Below are 23653 nucleotides of genomic sequence, written 5' to 3'. Positions count from 1 at the left end.
CGTGCCGGGCGACCGGCACGCCTTGGTGGGTGTAGCTCAGCTTGGTTAGAGCGCTTGGTTGTGATCCAAGAGGCCGGGGGTTCAAGTCCCCTCATCCACCCTGTGTGCTGCGGTTCGTCGGGATGGGGTACCGTTCCGCACCGCGCACGCGCCGCTAGCTCAATTGGTAGAGCATCCGGCTCTTAACCGGCAGGTTCGGGGTTCGAGTCCCTGGCGGCGCACCATCGAGAACCGGCCCGTCGTGGCCGGTTCTCGGCGTTTCGGGGGCTTCCCCGCTGCCGCACCGTGGGGACACGACGGGCCGCCGAAGCAGCCTGCCGCGGCGGCCGTCCGACCGCCTCCGGGTGGTGTCCGGCGCGACGGCCACGCACGGACGAACGGCCCGCCAGGCGGTGCTGGCGAGCCGTTCGTCCGTTGCCGCCGCACGAGGTGCGCGGTCCCCCGTGCGACGCCTTCCGGGTCAGGGCCTGCCGACGTCGCTGCGCGCGGCCGCGTTGCGGATCTGGGCCGCTTCACGTGCCGTCAGCACGCCGTCCGCCCGCAGACCCCGGATCACCTCGTCGACGTGCCGGACGAAGGCGCCGTGGTTGGTCCAGCTGCCCTCGTCGTCGACGAGGTCGTTGACGGTGCAACCGTCGGCGGCCGCGTGGTTGGCGACGCCGCTGTCCACGCCGCCGACGACCACGTTCGCACGCGGGTCGGGGTGCGGGCACGGGCCGGTGTCGATGCGCACGTCGACGCGGTTCCAGGCCTCGACGTTGCCGGCGACGTCGATCGCGCGGTACTCGACCACGTGGTCGCCGTCGTCCTCGAGGCGGAACGGACCGTCGTGGACGTGGCGGCGGTCCTCCCCGACGCGGCGGTACTCGATCCGGTCGATCCCGGACGTGGCGTCGGTCGCGGACAGCGTGACCGTGACGGTCCCGGTGTACACGCCCCGGTCCACCGGACCCTCCAGCGCCACCGTGCTCGTCGGCGCCGTGGTGTCGATCCGCACGGTCATGGTGCGGATCGCCTCCTCGTTGCCCGCTGCGTCGGTCGAGCGGTACGCGAGCTCGTGCACGCCGTCGCTGGCGAGGACGATGGGCTCGTCGTAGGCGGTCCAGTCCCCGTCGCCGAGCCGGTACTCGGTCGAGGCGACCGGGCTCTGCTCGTCCTGCGCCTCGAGGGTCACCGTCACGGGCGAGGTGAACCAGCCGTCGTCGCCGTCGGGCTCGCCCGGCGCCGTCGCGACGGTGGTGACCGGCGGGGTGACGTCCGGCTCCTCCAGCGGCGCCAGTCGCAGGTTGCGGTAGAAGACCGTGTCACCGCCACCGTGGTTCTGCACCCCGATGAAGCCCTGCGAGAGGTCGCGTGCCGGGTCGGTGCTGACGAAGTCGTTCACCAACGTGCCGTTGAGGAAGACCCGGATCCGGTCGTCGGTGACCTCGAGCTCGTACTCGTTCCAGGCGCCCGGCGGGTTGATCGACGCGGCGACCGCGTCGGGGTCGGCCCCCTGGAAGGTGTAGATCGCACCGGTCGTGCGATCGGGGGCATCGGTCGGGTCGATCTGGATCTCGTAGCCGTGGTCGACGGCCACCCACGGGTCGTCGCCCGGGTTCGGGAACCCGAGGAACACCCCGCCGTTGTGGTCACCGGGGATCTTCCAGTCCAGCTTCAGCGAGTAGTCGCCGAAGTCCTCGGCCGTGTACCACAGCAGCCCCATGCCACCGTGGGTGCGCAGCGAGCAGTCGGCGACGCGACCGAACGCTCCGGCACCGGCGAGCCGCCAGGCGGTCAGGCTCTCGAGCGTGCCGTCGAACAGGCTGGTGTACCCGGCTTCCGGCTCGAAGGGCGCGCACAGGTCGCGGTCGTCGCGCAACGTCAGCAGGTCGAGGTTGACGTTGCCGTCGTCGCCCGCCTCGTAGCGCAGGGTGATGGTGTTCTCGCCGGCGCGCAGGTCGAGCTCGCGGGTGGCGAACGCCCACGTCTGCCAGTCGCCGGTGCTCGGCAGCGCCCAGGGGCCGACCCGTTCGCCGTTGACGTGCAGCGACACCGTCTTGGTGCCCGGCGCCGGGTGCGGACCGTTGGCGTAGCGCAGGTGGACGGGCTGGCTGCCGGCCTCGTCGGCCTGCACGGTGAAGGTCACGCCGGCGCCCTGGTTGTTGAAGCCGTCGACGAACCCGGAGCCGGAGAAGCCGTTGTGCTCGGTGGTGACGCCCGCACCGCCGGTCAGCGCGGCTTCCTCGGCCTCGTAGTACCCGAGGTCGGCCGGGCCGACGTAGCCGGGCACGACGTTGGCCGTGTACCAGACCTCCGTGCTCCACAGCTCCTCGCCGTCCTCGGCGGTGAAGGGACGCGGCGAGTGCAGGTGCACCACGTGGCCGGGACGGATGCCCGGGATCTCCAGCGAGACGGTGCGGCCGTCCTCACCGACGGTGGCAGCGGTCACCGCCAGCTGCTCCTCGCCGATCTTCGGGCCGCCGTACGCCGCCGAGGCGTTGTAGCGCCACTGCGACACGCGGTAGCGGGAGGCGAGTTCCTCGCGGGTCTCCGACGACAGCGGCTTGGTGTAGGTGAGCTCGAAGCCGGTCTCGGTGATCTCGGTGGACAGGACGTCCATCGTGACCGTGTCGTTCGCGGTCAGCTTCTGCAGCCCGTAGCGCAGCTTGCCCGGCTGGGCCCAGTTGCCGTCGTAACCGATGCCACCGATGTAGATGTCACCGTCGGGTCCGACGTCGACCTGGTTGACCCCGGCCTCGAGCCCCTGGGTCATGCGGTACAGCGCGCCCTGCTGCTGGCCCTCCACCTCGTCGAGGGAGACCCGCTGCAGGCCACCGTAGGTCACGTCACCGATGGCGAGCTGGCCGGCGAACATCCCCTCCTCGATCACGACCGGGGTCGAGGGCGAGTTGGAGATCTCGTTGTGCGGCATCCACACGACCGGCGGGGTCACCGGCTGGTCGTCGAAGCGGCCGCTGACGGTCTCGCCGGTGTCGGGGTCCACGAAGGTGGTGTAGTGGTTGTAGAAGCCACCCTCCTCGATGCGGACGAGCTTGCTCGACGGGACCCATCCGCCCTGGTTGTCGGTGATCAGCAGTGCACCGTCGGGACCGAACTGGATGCCGTTGGGCGTGCGCAGACCGCCGGCGATGTACTCGAGCTCGCCGGTCTCGCGGTCGATCCTCACGACCGTCCCCCGGTCGGCGGCCGGCTGCGGGACGGTGCTGTCACCGCTGCGCTCCAGCGCGACGGAGAGAGCGACGTAGAAGCTGCCGTCGCGGTAGGGCAGACCGAAGGCGAACTCGTGGAAGTTGCCGCCGTGCGGCCAGCTCGCGAGGCGGTCGCGCCCCTCGTAGAAGCCGTCGCCGTTGCCGTCCACCAGCCGGTCGAGACCGGTCTTGTCGGCGACGTACACCATCCCCTCGACGACCGCGACGCCCTGGGGCTCCTCGAGGCCGGAGGCGATCTCGGTGACGGTCACCTCGTCGAGGTCGACCTCGCCCTGCACGTCGGTGACGCGGTAGAGCTTGCCGTTGGACGAGCTCTGGGAGGCGCCCCAGGTCAGCAGGGCGAGGCTGCCGTCGTCGAACCAGGCCATGCCGGACACGTCGGGCTGGAAATCGTCGTTCGGCCGCAGGTCGGTCAGGTCGAAGCTCGGGTGCACGCCGGCGAGCGGTGCGCCGTCGCCGGGGCTCTCGTCGACACCCTCGCAGTACTTGATGCCGGGGCTGACGACGCGGGCGCCGCCACCCTCGGTGCTGAGCACCCAGTTGGGCACGACCTCGAAGGTGTCCTGACCCGGCGCGCGCCACAGCAGCGCGAGGGCGGCACCACCACCGGCCTGGAAGTAGTCGATCTCCACGGCGTGGGTACCGGCGGTCAGCTCGATCGAGCCGTCCTTCGGGGTGGCGCCGTGCAGCCCGTCGTGGTCGATGACCTCGGTGCCGTCGATCGACAGTCGCGAGCCGTCGTCGCTCACCAGGCGGAAGTCGTAGGAGCCGGTCTCGGGGACCTCGAGGTCGGCGACGACCTGGGCGACGTAGTTGACGTCGTGGCCACCGAAGTCGGCAGGCGTCAGCCAGTTGATCTCCGGACGCAGCACGTCGACGTTCGGGGTCTGTCCGGTCCGCAACGTGCAGATCTGCTGCAGGCCGATGCCGACGTCGTACACCCGCAGCGTGACGCCCTGCTCGTCGGTCCCCTCGGCGGAGCCGGCAGGCCGATCGCGCAGTACGACGTGGTCGACGTTGATGTTGCCGTCGTCACCGTCGCCGACGAGGAGGTCGAGCGAGGAGGAACCGGCCGGCAGCGTGACGGGAACCGACACCTGCTGCCAGGACGACCACTCCCCGCTGACCGGGAAGCGCACCCGGGTGTCGGTCTCACCGGCACGAAGCGTCGCGGTACGGAAGTCGAGCCCGATCGCGCCCTCGCCGTTCGCGTAGCGGATCGTGACGACGTAGTCGCCCGCCGCGGGCGCGTCCACGTCGAAGCGGATCCCGGCCCCGGCGCCCATGCTGTCGACGAAGCCACTGCCGGTGTGACCGGGGTGGTTGCTGGCGACACCCGCACCGCCGGAGAGCACGGCCGACTCCGCCTCGCAGCGGACGTCGAGTCCGCACGGCGCCTGCTCCTGGGCGAGCACCGGCGGCGTCGCGCCGAAGCCCGTCGCGACCATGGCGAGGACCAGCAGCAGGCCGACGATGCGGCTCCGGCTGCGGTCGGGCGTGGTTGGTACGGCTGCGGTTCGAGCCGTCGACGTGAACATACGCACACTCCCGGGCGGCCGGGTCCCGCACCCGGCCTTTCTCCCGCGGCGGCGAACGCTAGACGGACTTCCGACGGAGAACAAGCAAAACTTCGAAGTTACCGATCACATCGTGCCGACTTTTGCCGACGATCTGCATTACCCGTCCCCGGCACGCTTTCCCACGGTCGCACGTGCTCAGGAACCGACGGAGCCCGGGCCGCAAGGCCCGGGCTCCGTCGTGCTACCGGTTCAGCGGATCAACGCACCGGGGTCAGGACGTAACCGTCCGCCGCCAGGACGTCGAGCGACCGCTTGATGAACGAGCCCATCTGGTCACGACGCACGTTCTGGCCGGGGCCGAACGTGGTCGGTGTGGTGCCCTGGGTGATGCCCAGGTGCGCCGCGATCTCGATGTTCTCGAAGTGACGGCTCGCAGCGATGTCGGTGAAGGCGCTCGCCTCCGCCGCCAGCTCCTCGTCCAGGATGTACTCGAGCGAGTTCACCAGGAAGGAGGTCATCTGCTCGCGCGTGACCGCCCGACCCGGCGCGTACACGCCCTCGGAACGACCCTGCACGATGCCGAGCTCCGCCAACTGGTTGATCGCCAGCTCGTGGTGGCCACCGTCGTCGCCGAAGGCGTCGTCCGGCGAGGCCGGCAGCTGCACACCTGCGACGCGGAGCATGTTGGCGATGAAGGTCGCCATCTGGTCACGACGGACGTCGCTGCCCGGCATGTACTCACCGTCGGTGTTGCCCTGCGAGATCCCCAGACCACCGATGCAGCGGATGTTGTCCGCGTGACGGCCTCCGGTCACGTCCGGGAACTGCAGCGGCGCCACGTCGGTGCAGGCGTCCGCCACGAACGGCGGCTCCTCGTCGATGTAGACCGTCAGCTCGCGCACGGCCTCCTCGTTGCCGGCAACGTCGACACCGAACCACTTCAGCGTGGTCGTCTCGTCCAGCGAGATCGGCTCCGCACTGTCACGGGCGCCGCCCGTCGGGTGCGTGTCGTGACCCCAACGCTGCACGGTCGGCGAGTCGGTGGTCGGCGTGGTCCCGTCCGTGGTGTAGTGGACGGTCGCCGGCTCATCCGAGGCGAAGAACACGTCGGCCGCACCGTCGTAGTTCACGTCACCGCGGACGTTGGGACGCGTGGTCGGCGCCTGGTCGTCCTGCTCGAACTCCAGGGCCACCTCGAGCATCCCGTAGATGCCGTTGGCGAACTCCATCGACTGGTTCCACCCCTCGTCCATGAACGTGGGGAAGAAGCCACCCGGCGACACCCAGCCGGTGTTGCCCTGGCCGGTGTAGACGTTCGCGCCGGCCTCGAAGCTCCAGCCGAACACGGGACGACCCTCTTCGAGCCCGTCGTACCAGAAGTGGTCGGCCGAGTTGCCGGCCGCCGAGTACAGCACGTCGATGATCGGGCCGGTACGACCCGGCTCGATGACCGTGCCACGGTGCTCGGCGATGCGACCCAGGATGGTCTCCGACGCCTCGAAGAAAAACTCCTCGACGCCGAGGTCGGGACGCGGGGCCGGGATGCGGCCCGGGGTCCGGTAGGTGCCCGGCGCCCACATGAAGTAGCCACCGTGCGTGTGGATGTTCATCGAGAACCGGATGTTCGGGTTCTGCTCGACGACCCAGACCGAGTTCTGCGCCTCCGGCTCGGACAGCTCGTTCGGCCCGGCGAAGACGTCGCTGACACACGACGTGCTCGCACCCGAGTAGCCGTCGAACAGGCTGTACCGCGCGAAGTTGCGGTTGAGGTCCACGCCCCAGGCGTTGCGGGCGTTGACGTCGGAGTAGAGCTCGTCGCAGTAGCGCGTCAGGTTGCGCCGCTGCGTGGTGTTGTCGTAGCGCGAGTAGTCGGTGCCGTCGCGGTTGACGGTCGGGATGATGAAGATGTCGAGGTTGTCGACCAGCTCGGTCGTCAGCGGGTCGGTGCCGTAGTTGCGCAGCAGCCGGGTCGCGGTCTCGACGGCGACGACGGGGGTGACCCACTCACGGGCGTGCTCCTGCGAGTAGGCGAAGACACCGGTCTTCGACCCGTCGCGGTGCGCGCCGATGCGCAGCATGTACACGTCACGCGGCCCACGGTCGATCTTGTGGGTCGGCGCGTTGAGGTGGTCGGACAGGTTCTGCTGGCCGAGCGTCGGCACGACACCGCCGCCCTCGCTGCCCCGGTAGGTGAAGGCCCGCACGAGGTCGTTGACCTCGTCCGAGGCGTTGATGGCCGCGATGACCTCGGCGGCGGTCGACGTCACGACGCCGTCACCGTCGGTCGCCGGGGTGACCCGCACGATCTGCCGCTGGTTGTTGCCGCTGCCGGCCGTGTCGCGGACGACGCCCAGGTCCTGGCCGGCGACGCCGGTGTCCAGGATCTCGAACGTGATCTGGTTGCCGCCCTCGTGGCCCCAGTCCAGCGACTCGACGTTGACGGTCGATTCGCCGGGGGTGCCGTTGGTCGCCACGTACGCCAGCATCGCCTTGCGCTGGTAGCCGTTGGTCTGGTTGGGCAGCTCGACCAGGTCGGTCAGCTCCGGGTACTGCTCGTGCAGCAGCGTGATGGCGTTGGTCGAGTCGACCGAGTCCAGGTAGCCGGGCACGAAGCCGTACTGGAAGCCCTCCGGGTAGCCGATCTCGTCGTAGGGCGCCCAGGTGCTGGTCGGGACGACGAGTTCCTCGAGCAGCTCCTCCTCACCGGTCAGCTCGCCCTCGGCGTCGCGCAGACGCTCGAAGAGCCGCACCTCGACCGTGTCGGGCAGGGTCCCGCCCCGGACGAGCACCGGGCGGCTCACCCGGTGGTAGATGTACTGCCCGGCGTCCGAGAACACGTTGAGCGTCCGGGTGGTGGTCTCCCCGTCCTCCTCGTAGGAGATCTCCATGCGGTCGTCGCGGGCGTTCGCGCTGGTCGTGTCGTCGAACAGCGAGCGCACCTCGATCGACAGGAAGTTGCCCGAGTAGTTCGTGAACGTGTCGGCCCGCAGCACGCGCAGGAACTCGGTGTCGTCCACCGGCGGCGGAACCGCGGCGAGCTCGAGGTCGGCAGCGGCCGCCGAGCGCAGGAACGCCGTCGAGTAGGAGGTCGCCGACGTCGTCTGCAGCGCCTGCATCTTCAGTTCGAGTTCACGCTGCTCGGCCTGCTGGCGCGAGATCAGGTCCTCGATCTCCGTCTGCTCGATGGACCCGAGGAACTCGTCCTCGGCCTCCTCCGGTGTCGGCAGGTCGCTGACGTCCTCGATGTGGACGCCGAGTCCCTCGAGGATCTCGATCTCCTCGTCGGTGACGAAGGCGGCCGAGCGCACCCGGCCGTCGTCGACCTGGTCGTGCCAGTGCGCGAGGTCGATCTGGTGGAAGGTCTCCAGGTTCGACAGTGCCGTGTAGCTCTCGACCTCGATGAGGGCGAGCTTGGTCGTCGGCAGCCCGGGGAAGACGAGTTCCTCGTCGTCCGGTGCGGTCGGGTCGGCTTCCGCACCGCCGGTCACGGCGGTCGTCAGCCCGATGGCAAGTACTGCGGAAAGCAGCGCAGATGTGGCGCGCCACCTTCGCAGATGTCCGGCGGTTGTCACCGGCATCCCTCTCTGTCTGAGGACCGGCGCTCACCGGTCCGAACGGGTGAGTCGGCTCCCGGCCGGTGCGAGCGCCCCACTGCGCTCACACCACCCTCACCCACGTGGCACCACAGACGGTGCGTGCGCCGGTGTCAAGGCCGTGCGCGCGGGACGACGTCGTCCGGCGCCGCGACCGGCGACGTGCTTGGTGACGTACCCGCGCGGCGGCACCCACCCGAGGAACCGCGACACGCAGCCGGAGGGCGCCGTGTCGCCGCCGTCGAGCAGCGCCCGCAGCGCGGCGACGTGGGCGTCGTAGGCCTTGGTGCCCGCCCGGGTCATGGCCACCCACGTCTCACTGCCGGGTCCCCGCCCGGTCTTGCGGCTCTTGACGTACCCCGCGTCCTGCAGCGCCCTGAGCTGCTTGGAGAGGTCCGGCGCCGTGAGCCCCAGCCGCTGCTGCAGCACGGCGAAGGTGACGGACTCGAAGGCGCCCAGGACGGCCATGATCCGCAACCGTTTCGGCGCGTGGATGACGAGATCGAGCTCGGGCATCACTCGAGCCCTTGCTCGCGTGCCATCGTCTCCGCCGCACGCCGGAACCAGCGCGCGTTGACGACGCCGGCCAGGGCCGCCGCCGGGCCGACGAGTCGGGGACCCGCCGGCATCGGGCACCGCCGTCAGCGCACGCTGGAGGTGATGTCGACGTCGAGGTTGCCGCGCGTCGCGTTCGAGTAGGGGCACACCTGGTGGGCGCCGGCGACGAGCGCGTCGGCCACCGCCCGGTCGACGCGCTCGAGCTCGACGTGCAACGCGACGGTCAGGCCGAAGCCCCCGTCACCGTCGGGGCCGATCCCGACCTCGGCCCGTACCGACGAACCGGCGATCTCGGTCCCCTCGCGGCGGGCCACGGACTGCAACGCCGAGTGGAAGCAGGCCGCGTAGCCGGCCGCGAACAGCTGCTCGGGATTGGTGGCGCCCCCGGCGCCCCCGAGTTCCTTCGGTGTGGCCACGTCGAGGTCGACGAAGCCGTCGGTGGAGCGCACGTGACCGTCGCGGCCACCGCCGGTCGAGGTTGCCTGCGCGGTGTAGAGCGCGTCCATGGGTGGATTCCGTTCTCACTCGTCGTCCGAGCGTCGCGTCGCCGGACCGTCGATGTCGAGTTTCGAGTTCGAGGGCGAGGGCGAGGTCCGGCACAGTGGAGCAGAACGAACGTGCTATCTCGCGGAAGACCAGCGCGACGCTGGTGGCCGGCCTCGACGAGCTGCTCACCGGCATCGGCTGACGCCGGCGAGCAGGTGTCCCGGGCGCCGGGTCGGGCCAGGGGACCCCAGCGCCCTGCGGCGGCGCGGGACGGCACGGGTCGCGGAGTCCGGCCGTCAGGAGGTCCGAAGGGCCGAGTCCGACGCACGCTCCCCCAGGCCGACGCCTCGTACGGTCGCCCGGAACGACCGACGCGACGGGGGAATCGATGGCGTCCCGGCTACGAACGATGCTCGGTGGAACCGCGATCCTCGCGCTCGCGCTGACGGGGTGCGACGACACGCCCGATGACACCGCGTCGTCGACGACCGGCACCGATGCCGACGGGACCGCCGGCGCGCCGGACGCGGAGGATGCGGATGCCGAGGACACGGGTGCCGCGGCCCCGCAGGAGGCGGACGAGGAGCCGCAGCCGATCATCGAGGCGGTGACCGAGGGCCTCGACCAGCCCTGGGGGCTGGCCTTCCTCGACGGTGGACCGCTGCTGCTGGTCACCCAGCTGCCCGGGACCCTGTCGGTCGTCGACACCGACACGGGCGAGGTCACCGACCTCGCCGGCGTCCCGGAGGTCGTCGTCGAGGGACAGGGCGGACTGCTCGACGTCGCCGTCGACCCGGACGACGACTGGATCTACCTCACCCACGTCTCCGCCGACGACGGGGCGACGAGCACCCACCTGTCACGTGCCCGGCTCGACCTCGACGCGGCCCGGCTCGACGACGTCGAGGTGCTGTTCGCGGTGGACCCGTTCCTGCCCGAGCCACCGGTCCACTTCGGCTCGCGCGTCGTCGTCGGTCCCGACGAGCACCTGTACGTCACGGTCGGCGATCGCGGCTCCAAGGACTTCGACGACCACCCGTCGCAGGACCCGTCCAACCATCTCGGCACCACGATCCGGCTCGCGCCCGACGGATCGGTCCCCCAGGACAACCCCTTCGTCGACGACCCCGACGTCCGCGACGAGATCTTCACCTTCGGCCACCGCAACGTCCAGGGCATGGCGGTGCATCCCGACACCGGCAAGCTGTGGCAGAGCGAGCACGGCGAGGAGGACGGTGACGAGCTCAACGTCCTCCGGGCCGGCGGCAACTACGGTTGGCCCGTCGCCACGACCGCCTGCGAGTACGGCACCGACGTCCCGGTCGGCGAGCATCCCGACGAGCGCGACGACACGGTGCCACCGGTGCGGTACTGGGAGTGCGGCACCGGTGGGTTCGCCCCGGGTGGCATGACGTTCTACGACGGCGACCAGTTCCCGGCCTGGCAGGGCGACCTGTTCGTCGCGGGCCTGGCCACACAGGAGCTGGCCCGCTTCGCCGTCGACGGCGACACCGCCGAGGAGGTCGAGCGGCTGCTGGGCGACGAGGGCTGGCGCATCCGCGACGTCGAGGCGGGACCGCACGACGGGGCGCTGTACCTCGCCCTCGACGAGGCCGAGGTGCCGATCGTGCGGCTGGTGGCGGAGGACGGCGGCTGACGAGTCCGGGTCACCGGCCCGGTCCGGCCGCCCGTGGTCAGGAGTCCGCGGAAGGGCCGTCCGCGGGCGGCTCGTCGCCCGGCTCCACGCCGCCGGTCTCGACCACGGCGTCGACCACGGCGTCGGGGATGGCGCCGGGGCCGTGCCGGTCGAGGAGCCAGGCGTCGATGCGTCGCCACCAACCGAACAGCCACGACTCGGCGCCGACCCGGTCGCCGGGGACCTCGGCGGCCGGTACCCGCCAGGCCTGGACCTCGACCTGGCTGTCCATCGGCAGGCCACGCCACAGGTCGACCGCGCTCGAGAGATCCTCGAGACCCGTGTGCGCGACGAACACCACGTCCGCGTGCGGGGCGGCGGACAACGCCGCCAGCGCTCCGCCGGTCCGGGGGGCGAGCACGTGGCGCATCTCGCGGGCGCGTTCGGCGTCCGCGTGCCGGTCGAGTTCCTCGAGCCTGGCGATCGAGTGCAGCCGGCGTGCCGGGGTGAAGTTGCGCCCCTCGGGGAACAGCACCAGCGCGTCCAGCGGTCCCAGACCTGCAGCGAGTGCGGCGACGGCCGCCGTGCCGGTCCCCGACGGCGCGCCCGAGGCCACGAAGTACGTGGGGATCCGGTTCAGGCCGACGTCGAGGGCCGGCGCCCACTGCAGGTCCTCACGCAGCACGATGCGCGGTCGCAGCCGCCGCTGCAGCAGCCCGTGGACGAGCAGGAAGGAGTCCCCCGGGCCGGCGTGACGGCTGAGCACGACGACCGGGCCGGGCCGGCCGCCGTCCGGGTCGGGCCCGTCGAGCCCGTCGAGCTCGCCGGGCTCGACCGGCAGGGCCTGCTCGTCGTCGAGTGACACCGCGAGCCGGAAGGTGCGACGGGCCGTGACGAACAGCGCCGCCAGGTAGGTCCGCATGACGGCGTAGTGGGCCGCCTGCCAGCGTTCGCGTCCGAGGTGGCGCCCGAACCCGCTCGCGAGCCACAGCACCAGCAGTGCCAGCAGCGCCACGGACTCGGCGAGCAGGAACACGACGAGGAACAGCAGGATCCGCAGCGGCCGCAGACGACCGGGCAGCACCGGCGACGCGAAGGCGGCGACCAGCAGGGTCAACGGCAGGGACGTGATCAGCAGCAGCGTCAGCAGCGGTACGGCCGGCGCGAGCACGAGCCGGCGGACCCAGCGGGGCGGCAGCACGTTCAGCCCTCCGGGGCGCCGACGAGGTCGGTGAGGTAGACCGACGACGCGAGGTAGGCGCTCTGCAGCCGCTCGGCCGCCCGGGTGGTGTCGCGGTAGCGGAACTGCGCCGGGTCGTTGTAGTCCATGCCCTCGGTGATCCCGGTCGGCAGCACGTGGACCTCGACGTCGTCGGGGACCCGCGACATCGCCTCGACGAACCGGTGGCGGCGGGCGATCTCGAAGGCGACCAGGCCGACCTCCCAGGCGCGCGTCGGCACGGTCAACGGCTGCTCGACCCGGCCGACCTGCAGGACGTAGATGCGCCGCGCTCCGAGCTCGAGCGCCCGCCCGACCGGGATCGAGTCCACGAGTCCGCCGTCGAGGTAGTGGTCGCTGCCGATGACCACCGGCGGCAGCAGCCCGGGGACCGCCGTGGTGGCCAGCAGGGCCTCGATCAACGGTCCGTCGTCGAACCACTGGGCCGCGGCACGCTCGATGCTGGCGGCCACGCACTGGAACGGCAGTTCGAGGGCACCGAACGTGCGCGCCGGCAGGTGCGAGAGCAGCAGCCGGCGCAGGCGGTGGTTGCCGTGCAGGTGGATCCGGCTGCGCGTGAAGGTGGTCGCCCGCTCCAGCAGCGACGCCTCGAACGGGCTGTACTCGGCGAGATTGGTCCACAGGCTGCGCAGACGCTCGACCGCGTCGTCGGGGCGGGCGGCCAGCATGGCGCCGTTGATGGCGCCGACGGAGGTGCCCACGACGAGGTCCGGTCGGACGCCGTGCTCCTGCAGCGCCTGCAGCATCCCGATCTGCACCGCCCCGTGGATGCCGCCGCCACCGAGGACGACGGCCACCTCGGGTCGGGGCGCGTCCTGCGCTGGCGTCACCGCCACCTCGTCGCTCGTCGGGCGCCGGCACCCTACCGACCGCCCAGCAGGGGACGATCCTCCAGGAGGGGAACGGTCGTCGCCGGGCACGGGCCGTCGCCCGGCGACGCGGCCGGTCGGGCGGGGTGCGGCCGCACCCGGTCGCTAGCGTTCGGGCCGTGGGACCCTCCAGCGACGATCCGACCCGACCGGTCACGGTGCACCGTGGCGGACGAAGCAGTGCCCCCGGACCCGTGACCCGCCGTGTCCGCCGGCTGTTCGAGACCGGCGGCGAGGGGTTCCGCGACCTCGCCTTCGTGCAGGTCGCCAGCACCATGCACGACACCCTGGTCGCGGTGGGCCTCGCGGGCACGCTCTTCTTCGGTGTGCCCTCGACCGAGGCACGCACCAACGTGGCGCTGTACCTGCTGTTGACCGTGGCACCGTTCGCGGTCATCGGGCCGGTGCTCGGCCGGACCCTGCGCCGCAGCCCGCTGGCGGTGCGCACCGCACTGGTCGTCGCGGCCGCCGGCCGAGGGGTGCTGGCCGCGCTGGTGGCCCTCGATCCGACCGGCTGGTGGTTGTTCCCGGCCGCGTTCGGCCTGCTGCTGCTCTCCCGCGTGCACGCGATCACCCGTCACGCCCTGCTGCCGATCGCGCTCGACTCGCGGCACGCCCTGGTCGCCGCCAACGGGCGGCTGGCCTGGATCGGCACGCTCGCGGGCGGGGTGGCCGGGGCGCTCGGGGCGCTGGTGCTGTGGCTGGCCGGCGCGTGGGCGGCGCTCGGGCTGGCGTCGCTCGCGGCGTTCGTCGCCGCCTGGCTCGGACGTCGTCTACCGGATCCCGAGCCCGACCTCGTGGCGCTCCCACCGGAGGCGGGTGAGGTCCCCCGCCACAAGCGCCACCTGCCCCCGTCGGTGCGGGCCGCGCAGCTGTCCACGGCGGTCGTCCGCGGCCTCAACGGATTCCTGCTGCTGCTGCTGGCGTTCGCCTTCCACCAGCAGCAGGACGCCTGGCTGGACTTCGGCGCGTTGCTGGCCGCCGGCGGGGCCGGCTTCGCGCTGGCCTCGCTGACCGCTCCGGTGCTGGAGCGTCGGCTGCGCGAGGAGCCGATGGTGGTCGCCGCGCTGGCGGTCGAGGCGGCGGCCGCGTTCCTCGCCGGGCAGGCGTTCGGCCTGCTCACCGGTGCGGTGCTCGCGCTCGCGGCGGGGTTCGCCTGGGGAACCGCGAAGCTCGCCTTCGACGGACTGTTGCAGGGCAGCGTGGAGGCCGAACGCCGCGGTGTCGCCTTCACCCGCTCGGAGACCATGTTCGCGATCGCCTGGGTGGTCGGCGCCGTGATCCCGACCGCGATCCCGTTGCCGACCGGCTTCTACCTGGCGGTCGCCGGCTTCGTCGCGCTCACCGCGCAGGTCCTCTACGTCGGCCGTCTCGTGGGCGTGTCCACCGATCGCGAGAACGCGGCGGCGGACGACGACGGGACGGTGGACGACGACGCACCGGACGAGGACCTGGCGGGCGAGTCGACGGCTGACGGAATGCCCGGGATGAACACGGCGACCGAGACCTGACCGTGCCCGACCCGGCAGGGTCGCCCCTCGGGCGGCCCTGCCGGGGGTGGTCTGCTGCGCCGCGATGCCCCCTACGGTCGGGGGCGAGCCGTCGAGGAGTGCGACCGATGTCCGAACCGTCCCCGCAACCGCAGCGGCCCGGTGCCGAGCGCACCGGCGACTCCTGGTTCGCCCGCCGGAGCTGGGTGTTCGGCGTGGCGATCGGTCTGACCGTGATCGGCACCTGGATCGCGGGGATCGTCGGCCTGCTGATCTCACTGGTGATCGCCGGGATCTTCCTCGTGATCGCCACCCGTTGAGGCCACGGGGCGGCATCGGCCGTCGTACGCTGCCCGTACGGCGAGCGTGGCGGAACCGGCAGACGCGCTGGGTTTAGGTCCCAGTGGGCTCACCAGCCTGTGGGGGTTCGAGTCCCCCCGCTCGCACCCGTCCCCCGCTGGTGTCGTGGCTCGCCCGCCCGGGACGACGGCTGCCCGGACCACGCTGCGCGCGATCGATGCGCCTGCGGGACGGCACACCGGGCTCGCACACAGGCGTCGGTCGGACACCCCCATGCGGTCCGGACCGGGCGGTCCAGCGGCTTGACTCGGCGAGTCACAGGAGGCCGCCGTGCGCAGGTTGCAGTGCTACGTCCCGACCGGTTCGGGTGCCGAGGTCCTCGCCCGCGCCGCCGCGGCGGGCGCCACCGACGGCGTCCGTCTCGACGGTCGCGACGCCGACGACACGCCGCAGGAGCTCCTGCTGCTGTACCTGCCCAACGACCGCTTCGACGACGTGCTGGAGGTGCTCGAGGACGTCGACGACCTGCGGCTGACGTTCCAGCGCGACAGCGTGGTCGCCCTGTCCCCGCCGGCGGAGGAGTTGCCCGACCAGGTCAGCGACGTCACCTCCCGCGGACCGCTCGAGATGCTCGTCGAAGGCCTCCAGAGCCTGGGGGCCTGGCCGCCGTTCCTGGTCTACTCCGCGACCGCCGGTGCGGTGGTGTGGGCCGGGCTCGTCTCCGAGACGGTGTTCCTGTTGACCGCGGCCATGCTGATCGCCCCCTACGCGGCACCGGCCATGACGACGGCGCTGGCGACCGCGCGCGGCGACGGGCTGCTCCTGCGGCGCAGCGTCGGCCGCTACCTGGCAGCGGTCGCCACCACGGCCGTCACGGCCGCACTGCTCACCCTCGTCACCGGCGAGTCGGCACCCACGGAGTTGATGCTCCAGGTCGCCGACGTCTCCGCGATGTCGGTGCTGCTGCCGATGGCGGCCGGCGTCGCCGGCGCGCTGGGCTTCAGCCGTGCCGATCGGACCGGCATCGTGTCCGGCGCCGGCATCGGGATGCTCGTCGCCCTGGCGCTGGCGCCCCAGGCGGGGCTGCTCGGCATCGGTCTCGCGCTCGGCGAGGCGCGCATCGTGGGCTCGGCCGCCTTCGTGGCGACCCTGCAGCTGGTCGGGATCAACGTGGCCGCGAGCCTGGTGTTCCACCTGCTCGGCGTCCGTCGGCAGGTGCCACGGGTGCGGGACGGCAGCCTGGTGGCGTCCCTCGGCGCGGCGGCGGCGACCGCCGTGGCGTTGGTGGGCCTGCTCGTGCTGCAGTGGCAGACCGCGCCCGACCTCACCCGCGAGACGGTGATGACCCGGGCCGAGGCGATCACCCTGTCGTTCCTCGACGAGCAACCCGGCATCGTCGCCACGGACGCGGTCGCCCGCTTCCCCCTGGCCGACAACCTCCCGATCGAGGTGTTCGCCCTGCGGGCCCAGGCCGTGGCGCTCTCCGCCGATGCCGCGAGCGGCGACGAGTTGACCGCCGCGCTCGACGAACGGCTGCGCGAGGAGTTCCCCTCCACGAACCCGACCGTCGTCGTGAGCGTCGAGCGGGGCAGTTGACGCGCTGACCACCGTTACGCCGGCTCGCCCGACGGCTCACCGGTCGGTCCAGCCGGCGAGGACGGCCGTCGTCCGTACCGACACGGCACCGGGACGGGTCTGTCGACTCCGTACGTTGCCTACGACGAGCGGGGAGGCTGTGGTTGCGGACATCTGGACCGACGCAGAGCCGGAACAGCCGAGGCGCGGGAACGGACGGCTGGGTAGCGGCCGCCATCACCGGCGTGGTCGCCGGACTGGTCGGCACTGCGGTGATGACCGCCGGCGAGAAACTCGAGCAACGGCTGACCGGCCGGCCGGACTCGTTCGTCCCGGCGCACGCCCTCGAACGACTGTTGACGCTCGAGGAGCGGCCCGACCGGGAGCGGGTCGTGCTCAACCACGCGATGCACTGGGGCACCGGCGCTGTCGTCGGCGCGTTTCGCGGGGTGATGGCCCGCGCAGGGCTGGACGGCATCCGCGGCTCGCTGCTGCATCACCTGCCGGTGCGGTTGACCACCGACCAGGTGCTTGAGAACGCGACCGGCGTCGGGGCACCGCCCTGGACCTGGCCGCGCGACGAGCAGGTCGTCGACGTGCTCCACAAGGTCGTCTACAGCGTCGTGACCGGCCTGGTCGCCGACCGTCTCGCGCTCACCACACCGGACCGGGAGCCGGTCCGACGTTGAGCGCTCGGCCCGACGCCAACGGCCCGTCCGGCGACGGTGCCCGCAAGGTGAACACGAGCGCGGACCCGACCCCGATCCAGCCTCCCGCAGAACGTCCGAAGCCATGTTTCGAAGCCCGAAGGACCCCGCATGACGTTCTCGCTCGTCGTCACCGACCCGACCACCGGCCACGTCGGTGTGGCCGCCATGACCGCCATGCCCGGCGTGGGCAAGCTCGTCGCCCATGCCCGGGCCCGCTCCGGCGCCGCCGCGTCCCAGGCGATGATGAACCCCTACCTCGCCTTCGACGGTCTCGCGCTGGTCGGCCAGGGCATCCCCGCTGACCAGGCGCTCGACTACCTCGTCGCGCAGGATCCCGGCCGCGAGGGACGCCAGTTCGGCCTGGTCGACTTCCAGGGACGCTCGGCCAGCCACACCGGTTCGCTGCCCGAGGACTTCAAGGGGCACCGCACCGGCCCGCACTACGCCTGCCAGGGCAACCGCCTCGCCGGCCCGGAGGTGCTCGACGCCGCCGTCGAGGCCTACTCCGCGCACGATGGCGAGGAGCTGATCGACCGGCTGCTCGCCGCGCTGGCCGCCGGCGAGGAGCAGGGCGGTGACACCAAGGGGCACCGGTCGGCGACCGTCGTGATCATGGGGACCGAGCTCTATCCGCTGTGGGACCTGCGCATCGACGACACCGACGACCCCCTCACGCTGCTTCGGCAGCAGAAGGAGACCTTCGCCGAGGAGCTGATACCGGAGGTGGAGATGCTGCCGACACGGATCGACCCCCTCGGCGGCTTCGACTACCAGGGCAGCGCCGGCGCCGTCTGATGACCCCGCCATCCACAGCCCCGTCCAACACGGACCACGTCGAGGTCGCCGTCGTCGGTGCCGGGCTCTCCGGGTTGGTCGCCGCCCGTCGGCTGGCCAGCACCGGACGCGACGTGGTGGTGTTCGAAGCCCGCGACCGGGTGGGCGGTCGCATCAGCAACGTCGAGGTCGACGGCATCACCCTCGAGGCGGGCGCGCAATTCGTCGGCCCCGGACAGGATCGCGTCGCGCGACTCGCCGAGGAGCTGGGCGTCGACACCTACCCGGCGTACGACCGCGGCGATCCGGTCCTCGAGGTCGGCGGCCGCACCGCACACATGCGCGGCCCTCTGCCACCGCTCGGACCACTGGCCGCCACGGAGGTGGTGCTGGCGGCCCGCTGGCTGGTGCGCACCGCGCAGCGGCTGCCCGGCGGGCGACCGTGGGACGGTCCCGACGCCCGGCTCCTGGACGGCGAGACGTTCGCGACCTGGATCGACCGACACCTGCACGGCCGGGTTCCGCGTGGGGTGTTCCGTGCCGGTTGCCGAGTGGTGTTCTCCGCAGAGCCGGAGCAGGTGTCGCTGCTGCACGTGCTGTTCTTCGTCCGGTTCGCCGACGGGGTCGTGCCGCTGGTGGCCGGTGAGGGAGGTGCGCACGAGCGCCGCTTCGTTGGCGGTTCCGGTCGGCTGCCCCAGCGGCTGGCCGACGGACTCGAGGGTCACATCCGGCTCGGTGAGCCCGTCCGACGCCTCGAGCAGACGGCTGACCGGGTGGTGCTCACGACCGGGCACGGCACCTGCAGCGCCGATGCGGTGATCGTCGCCGTCCCCCCGGCGCTGGCCGCACGTCTCGACGTCACCCCGGCACTCCCGTCGGCCCGCCAGCAACTGCTGCAACGCCTGCCGATGGGGCAGGCGGTGAAGGTGCAGGCGACGTATCCGACGCCGTTCTGGCGCGCCGACGGTCGCTCGGGCCAGCTGTTGAGTGACATCGGGCCGTGCAGCGCGGTGTTCGACAACACGCCCCCGGGGAGCGGACCCGGCGTGCTGATGGGCTTCGTCACCGGCCGCCCGGCGCTGCGCTTCCTCACGCTCGACCCGGCGCACCGTCGGGCAGCGGCCCTCGGCAGCTTCGCCCGGGCGGCCGGTCCGGCGGCCCGGCGGCCGCGCGACTACGTCGAACACGACTGGACCGGTGACCCGTGGACCCGTGGCGGATACTTCGGAGTGCCGGGGCCGGGCATGTGGTCGCAGGTCGGCCACGTCCTACGCACGCCGGTCGGACGGATCCACTGGGCCGGCACGGAGACCGCCGAGCGTTGGTTCGGCTATCTCGACGGCGCGGTGGAGGCCGGGGAGCGGGCCGCCGACGAGGTCGTGCAGCGCCTCACGATCGAGCGGGCCCGACCCGGGAGCGACCTTGCCCATCCCGCCGCCGGCGTGCCGACGTGAACCGGCTCACGACGCGCCGGGGCTGTGACGGTCACCGCCGTGGTGGCATGCGCCGTCCTCCGGCGGCTAACGTCCCGCGCATCGACGCCGAGGGAGTCCCCCGCACCGGGGGCTGAGAGTGCGCCAGGCGGGCGCGGTACCTCGGAACCTGATCCGGTTCACACCGGCGGAGGAAGCGCGTCATGCTGGCCACGTCCGTCAGTCTTGCCCTGCTCGCGATCACGCTCGCGGCGTTCGTCGGCATCGGTCTGCGGGGCCGCTCCCCCGCCGAGCCGGGGACCGATCCGGTGGCGGACTTCACCGTCGCCCGGGGCACGCAGGGCCCAGGTGTGCTCGGGTTGTCGTTCGTGGCCTCCGGCCTCGGGGCGTGGATCCTGTTCGCCCCACCGGAGCTCGGTGCGGTGCTCGGCATCGTCCCGGTGGTCGGCTACGCGCTGGCGGCGGCGGGTCCCTTCCTCGTCCTGGCGGCCGTCGGCCCCCGCCTGCGTCGGATCGTGCCATCGGGCCAGGGCCTGGCCGAGTTCGTGCGTGTCCGGTTCGGGCCGACGGGTGGACGCCTGGTCGCCGGCGTGTCGCTGCTCTACATGGGCGTGTTCGTCGCCGCGGAGCTGGTCGCCATCGGCGGCATGGTCGAGCTGCTCGGCGGCGTGCCCCGCGAGGTGACCGTGCCGGCCGTGGTGGTCGCCACCCTGGCCTACACGGCCACCGGGGGCCTGCGGGCCTCCCTGCGGACCGACCGCTGGCAGGCGTGGCTGGTGCTGGCCCTACTGCTGGTGGCGGGCACCGTCGCGCTGCGGTGGGTCGACGCGCCCGTCCCCGCCGCTCGCCAGCTCGGCCTGCTCGAGGTCGCCCGTCCGGGGCTCGAGAGCGCGTTCACGCTCGTGCTCGCGGTCACCGCCGCCAACCTGTTCCACCACGGCTACTGGCAGCGCGTGTGGTCCGCCCGCGACGACCGGGCACTGCGGCACGGCGCGCTGCTCGGCGCGGCGGTGACCGTGCCCTTGATGCTGCTCGCCGGCGGGCTCGGGGTGCTGGCGGCGGCCGCCGGCGTGGTCGAGGTACCCGCCCTGTCGGTGTTCGCGCTCGTCGGCCGTCTCCCCGACGTGGTCGTCGCCCTCGTGCTGGTGCTGGGCGTGGCGCTGGTCGCCTCCTCGGTCGACACGCTGGAGAACGGGCTGGCGGCCCTGCTGGTCGCCGAACGGCCCGGCCTGCGGCTCGACCAGGCCCGCCTGCTCACCGTCGTGGTGGTGCTGCCCGCCGCGATCGTCGGGCTGGTCGCCACCTCGGTCCTGCAGCTGTTCCTCGTCGCCGACCTGCTGGCGGCCGTGCTGCTCCTCCCGGCCCTGCTGGGGCTGTGGCCGCGGGCGACCACGGCCGGATTGCGCGCCGGCGTGCTCGGCGGGGTGGTCGGCGCGCTGGGCGCTGCCTGGCTCGCGACCGGCTCGTTGGCCGGTGCCGCCGCGGCCGTGACGTTCCCCGACGCGGTGCCGACCCTGCCACCGTTCCTCGGGGCGGTGCTCGGCAGTGGGCTCGCGGCGCTCGGCGTGTCCGTGCTCGGCGGACGCCGCACCGACCTCGACGACCTCGACGCGCGCGTGCGCGCCCGCGTCGGCTGACGTCGACCGCGTCCCCCGGGGCCGACCGGGAGCCGACCAGCGAGCGCGTTCAGTCGGCGGCAGGCAGTTCGAGGACGAAGCACGCCCCGGTGGGCGTCGCCGGCCGGTAGCTGAGCTCGCCGCCGTGGTGGCGGGCGAGCTGCCGGGCGATGAACAGCCCGAGACCGAGCCCGACCGCGCCCGGATCGAGGCGGGTGTACTTCCGGAACACGTGCTCGGCCTTGCTCATCGGGATCCCCGGACCGCGGTCCTCGACCGTGACGCACACCCGCGTGTCGTGTCGGGTGACCGCGACCCTGACCGGGCCGGACGCCGGCGCGTGCACGCGCACGTTGTCGAGCAGGTGTCCGAGCAGCTGACGCAAACGGTCCGGGTCCCCGACGACGTCGGCGTCGGTGTGGCGCAGATCGATGCGTTCGCGCAGCTCCGGCGGGCCCTCGGTCACGAGCTCGTGGAGGACCGCATGCAGCGCGACCGGCTGTCGGGCGAGCAGCAGGCCGCCCCGGTCGAGCGCGGCGGCGTCGGCGGTCTGCGAGAGCACCCCCGTCAGGCGGGTCACCTGGCGGCGCAGGCCCGCGACGACCTCCGGGTCGGCGTCCGCGGCCGCGAGCAGGTCGGCGTACATCGACACGATCGTCAGCGGGGTGCGGGTCTGGTGGGCGAGATCGGCCACGACCCGGTCGACGTCGATCCGCCAGCCACCGTCCGGGCCGGCCTTCGCGTCCGGTCCCGGGCCGATCTCCGGCAGCAGGTCGCGGAACTCCTCGGGCGGCAGCGCGCGGCTCCAGTGGAAGCCCTGCCCGACGTGGCAGCCGAGCTCGCGCACGACCCGCAACTGCTCGGGGTCCTCGATGCCCTCGGCGACGACCGTCAGACCGAGCCCGTCCGCCAGCCCGCAGATGGCCGCGACGACCGCCGCGTCGGGGGGCTGGCTGGCGATGTGGGTCACGAAGCTGCGATCGATCTTGAGCGTGCTGGTCGGCAGCCGTCGGGCGTGGCTGAGCGAGGAGTACCCGGTACCGAAGTCGTCGATGGCGATGCGCACGCCCAGCGACGTCAGCCGTCGCAGCGTCGCCGCGGCACCGGCCTCGTCGACGAACGCCGCCTGCTCGGTCACCTCCACCACCAGCGCCGACCCGGGCAGCCCGGTCGCCGCCAGCGCGTCGGCCACCCGGTCGTAGAGCTGGGCGTCCTGCAGCTGGGCGGCGGAGACGTTGAACGACACCGGCAGCAGCAACCCCGGCCGGGTCATGCGCCAGTCGGCGAGGTCGCGACAGACCCGGTCGATCACGAGTTGGCTGAGCTCACGCTCCAGACCGGCGGCCTCGAGGACCGGCAGGAACCGGCCCGGGAGGAGCACGCCACGGTCGGGATGCCGCCAGCGCACCAGCGCCTCGGCGCCGACGAGCATCCCGGTGTGCAGGTCGTACTGCGGCTGGTAGTGGACCGTCACCTCGCCGACGTCCAGTGCCCGGCGCAGGTCCTGCTCGAGCTCGAGACGGTCGGTGGTGGCCGGGCGCGGTGCTCCCCCGGCGACCACCACCGTGCCACGCTCGCTCCGGCCGCGCTCCATCGCGTCGATCGCGAGCCGCGCCAGCTCCGCCGGGTCCCGGTCCGGGCTCTCCGCCAGGACCAGCCCCACCGCCGACGCGACGTGGAAGTCGCGTCCGGCGATCACGAACGGGGCCCGCAACGCCTCGGCGAACCCCGTGGCGGCCTCACGCAGCGCCGCCTCGTCGGGGCCGTCGAGGACCACGAGGAAGACGTTGCCGACACCACGCAGGAGCCGTCGGTCCCCACCCGCCCGGTCCGCGAGCCGTGCGGCGGCGTCGCGCAGCAGTTGGTCACCGGCCTCGAACCCGAAGGCGTCGTTGCAGTCCCGGAGGCGGCCGACCTCGACCGCCGCGACCGCGGGGAGCCCCACGACGGTCTCCCGGACCTCCTCGAGCACCGCCGGCAGCCGGTCGTTGACGGGCAGACCGGTGACCGGGTCCAGCGACCGGGCGGTGTCGAGCGCTTGCGACGAGTGCGCCAACAGCACGGCGACCGCGGCCATGTGGGCGTGGGCGACCAGGCGCTCACGCTCGTCGTCCGTCGGCGCCCGGGCCTGCCGATGATGGACCCCGACGACGCCGAGCGGCCCACGCGGGCCGACGAGCGGCGCCGACCAACAGGCCCGCAAGCCGGACGTGACGGCGACGTCGATGACCTCGGACCGGCACGGGTCGGCGGCGAGGTCGCGACTCACCGCCACTGCTCCCGTGGCGGCGGCACGCGCCAGCGGCGTTCCGTCGGCTGCGGTCGCGGACCCGTCGGTCATGGCGTCGTGCCAGGCAGCGGGGAGTGACGGGGCGCACGCCAGGGACAGGCGACCGTCGGGCTCGAGCAGCAGCACCGAGCCGCACGCGCCGGGCAGCTCGGTCTCGATGCGGGTGACGACCGCCGTCAGCACGGCGGTCAGCGACGCCCCGCTGGCCGCCAGTGCCAGCGGGCTGTCGGCGACGACCGACGACGGTGCGGGCGTGGAGCCGACGTCGTCGGACGGCGGGTCACGCCACATGGTCCCCTCCCTGGGTTCTTCCCTGGCCCGTTCGGGCCGGATGGCGGAGGGTACGTGACC

At 72.6% G+C, this 23653-nt stretch carries 15 protein-coding genes and 3 tRNA genes; 11 read left to right on the top strand and 7 right to left on the bottom strand.

The features are described 5' to 3' along the window. The first annotated feature begins 25 nt into the window (after positions 1 to 25). Positions 26 to 100, top strand: a tRNA-His gene (locus tag ELR47_RS05680). A gap of 48 nt (positions 101 to 148) precedes the next feature. Further along, positions 149 to 224, top strand: a tRNA-Lys gene (locus ELR47_RS05675). A gap of 236 nt (positions 225 to 460) precedes the next feature. Here ELR47_RS05675 and ELR47_RS05670 read toward each other — a convergent pair. The 4 genes from ELR47_RS05670 to ELR47_RS05655 all read right to left on the bottom strand — a co-directional run bounded on the left by ELR47_RS05670 (position 461) and on the right by ELR47_RS05655 (position 9389). Continuing rightward, entirely contained in the window at positions 461 to 4750 is a 4290-nt protein-coding gene (locus ELR47_RS05670) for an OmpL47-type beta-barrel domain-containing protein (protein WP_130649011.1), read from the bottom strand. Positions 4751 to 4989: 239 nt separating this feature from the next. Next, positions 4990 to 8220, bottom strand: a complete 3231-nt coding sequence (locus tag ELR47_RS05665; protein WP_165403864.1) for a M14 family zinc carboxypeptidase — start codon at positions 8218 to 8220, stop codon at positions 4990 to 4992. Positions 8221 to 8400: 180 nt separating this feature from the next. Further along, positions 8401 to 8841, bottom strand: coding sequence for a transcriptional regulator (locus ELR47_RS05660; protein WP_130649009.1), 441 nt, complete (start codon positions 8839 to 8841; stop codon positions 8401 to 8403). Positions 8842 to 8966: 125 nt separating this feature from the next. Further along, complete coding sequence (locus tag ELR47_RS05655) at positions 8967 to 9389, bottom strand: organic hydroperoxide resistance protein (RefSeq protein WP_130649008.1); 423 nt, start codon at positions 9387 to 9389, stop codon at positions 8967 to 8969. Between the two features lie 389 nt (positions 9390 to 9778). On the opposite strand from ELR47_RS05655, the gene ELR47_RS05650 reads away from it, so the two are divergent. Beyond that, the gene (locus ELR47_RS05650) at positions 9779 to 11026 is read left to right on the top strand and encodes a PQQ-dependent sugar dehydrogenase (protein WP_205745467.1); all 1248 of its coding nucleotides are present in this window, start codon (positions 9779 to 9781) and stop codon (positions 11024 to 11026) included. Positions 11027 to 11063: 37 nt separating this feature from the next. Here the strand turns inward: ELR47_RS05650 and ELR47_RS05645 are convergent, their stop codons facing one another. Both ELR47_RS05645 and ELR47_RS05640 read right to left on the bottom strand, forming a co-directional pair. Further along, positions 11064 to 12206 (bottom strand): lysophospholipid acyltransferase family protein, encoded by a 1143-nt coding sequence (locus ELR47_RS05645; RefSeq protein ID WP_205745466.1) that lies wholly within the window; start codon positions 12204 to 12206, stop codon positions 11064 to 11066. A 2-nt stretch (positions 12207 to 12208) separates the two neighbouring features. Next, a complete protein-coding gene (locus ELR47_RS05640) occupies positions 12209 to 13081 on the bottom strand; it encodes a patatin-like phospholipase family protein (protein ID WP_205745465.1) in 873 nt (290 codons plus the stop codon). Between the two features lie 227 nt (positions 13082 to 13308). Between ELR47_RS05640 and ELR47_RS05635 the strand changes: the two genes are divergently transcribed. From ELR47_RS05635 to ELR47_RS05600, 8 genes are all read left to right on the top strand, one after another. Beyond that, on the top strand, positions 13309 to 14625 hold the full coding sequence (locus tag ELR47_RS05635; protein WP_130649006.1) for an MFS transporter: 1317 nt from the start codon (positions 13309 to 13311) through the stop codon (positions 14623 to 14625). 107 nt (positions 14626 to 14732) lie between these two features. Then, positions 14733 to 14924 (top strand): hypothetical protein, encoded by a 192-nt coding sequence (locus tag ELR47_RS05630; RefSeq protein WP_130649005.1) that lies wholly within the window; start codon positions 14733 to 14735, stop codon positions 14922 to 14924. A gap of 40 nt (positions 14925 to 14964) precedes the next feature. Next, positions 14965 to 15050 (top strand) — tRNA-Leu (locus ELR47_RS05625). A 184-nt stretch (positions 15051 to 15234) separates the two neighbouring features. After that, complete coding sequence (locus ELR47_RS05620; protein ID WP_130649004.1) at positions 15235 to 16500, top strand: DUF389 domain-containing protein; 1266 nt, start codon at positions 15235 to 15237, stop codon at positions 16498 to 16500. Between the two features lie 254 nt (positions 16501 to 16754). Further along, complete coding sequence (locus ELR47_RS05615; protein ID WP_130649003.1) at positions 16755 to 17168, top strand: hypothetical protein; 414 nt, start codon at positions 16755 to 16757, stop codon at positions 17166 to 17168. Between the two features lie 129 nt (positions 17169 to 17297). Next, positions 17298 to 17984, top strand: coding sequence for a DUF1028 domain-containing protein (locus ELR47_RS05610; protein ID WP_130649002.1), 687 nt, complete (start codon positions 17298 to 17300; stop codon positions 17982 to 17984). Beyond that, positions 17984 to 19417, top strand: coding sequence for a flavin monoamine oxidase family protein (locus ELR47_RS05605; protein ID WP_130649001.1), 1434 nt, complete (start codon positions 17984 to 17986; stop codon positions 19415 to 19417). The genes ELR47_RS05610 and ELR47_RS05605 overlap by 1 nt, the downstream gene beginning before the upstream one ends. A gap of 182 nt (positions 19418 to 19599) precedes the next feature. Then, positions 19600 to 21033, top strand: coding sequence for a sodium:solute symporter family transporter (locus tag ELR47_RS05600; RefSeq protein WP_130649000.1), 1434 nt, complete (start codon positions 19600 to 19602; stop codon positions 21031 to 21033). Positions 21034 to 21082: 49 nt separating this feature from the next. On the opposite strand, the gene ELR47_RS05595 is transcribed toward ELR47_RS05600, so the two are convergent. Then, entirely contained in the window at positions 21083 to 23593 is a 2511-nt protein-coding gene (locus ELR47_RS05595) for an EAL domain-containing protein (protein WP_130648999.1), read from the bottom strand. Positions 23594 to 23653 lie beyond the last annotated feature (60 nt).

This window comes from Egicoccus halophilus, assembly GCF_004300825.1.
Classification (GTDB): domain Bacteria; phylum Actinomycetota; class Nitriliruptoria; order Nitriliruptorales; family Nitriliruptoraceae; genus Egicoccus; species Egicoccus halophilus.
The sequence above is the reverse complement of the archived record's forward strand: the minus strand, read 5'-3'. Positions and strand labels throughout refer to the sequence as shown.

Bases quoted from the DNA above. Each gene is read 5' to 3' on its own strand.
- ELR47_RS05670 (WP_130649011.1), bottom strand. From the start codon at position 4,750: ATGTTCACGTCGACGGCTCGAACCGCAGCCGTACCAACCACGCCCGAC.
- ELR47_RS05660 (WP_130649009.1), bottom strand. From the start codon at position 8,841: ATGCCCGAGCTCGATCTCGTCATCCACGCGCCGAAACGGTTGCGGATC.
- ELR47_RS05655 (WP_130649008.1), bottom strand. From the start codon at position 9,389: ATGGACGCGCTCTACACCGCGCAGGCAACCTCGACCGGCGGTGGCCGC.
- ELR47_RS05650 (WP_205745467.1), top strand. From the start codon at position 9,779: ATGCTCGGTGGAACCGCGATCCTCGCGCTCGCGCTGACGGGGTGCGAC.
- ELR47_RS05630 (WP_130649005.1), top strand. From the start codon at position 14,733: ATGTCCGAACCGTCCCCGCAACCGCAGCGGCCCGGTGCCGAGCGCACC.
- ELR47_RS05615 (WP_130649003.1), top strand. From the start codon at position 16,755: ATGACCGCCGGCGAGAAACTCGAGCAACGGCTGACCGGCCGGCCGGAC.
- ELR47_RS05610 (WP_130649002.1), top strand. From the start codon at position 17,298: ATGACGTTCTCGCTCGTCGTCACCGACCCGACCACCGGCCACGTCGGT.
- ELR47_RS05605 (WP_130649001.1), top strand. From the start codon at position 17,984: ATGACCCCGCCATCCACAGCCCCGTCCAACACGGACCACGTCGAGGTC.
- ELR47_RS05600 (WP_130649000.1), top strand. From the start codon at position 19,600: ATGCTGGCCACGTCCGTCAGTCTTGCCCTGCTCGCGATCACGCTCGCG.
- ELR47_RS05595 (WP_130648999.1), bottom strand. From the start codon at position 23,593: ATGTGGCGTGACCCGCCGTCCGACGACGTCGGCTCCACGCCCGCACCG.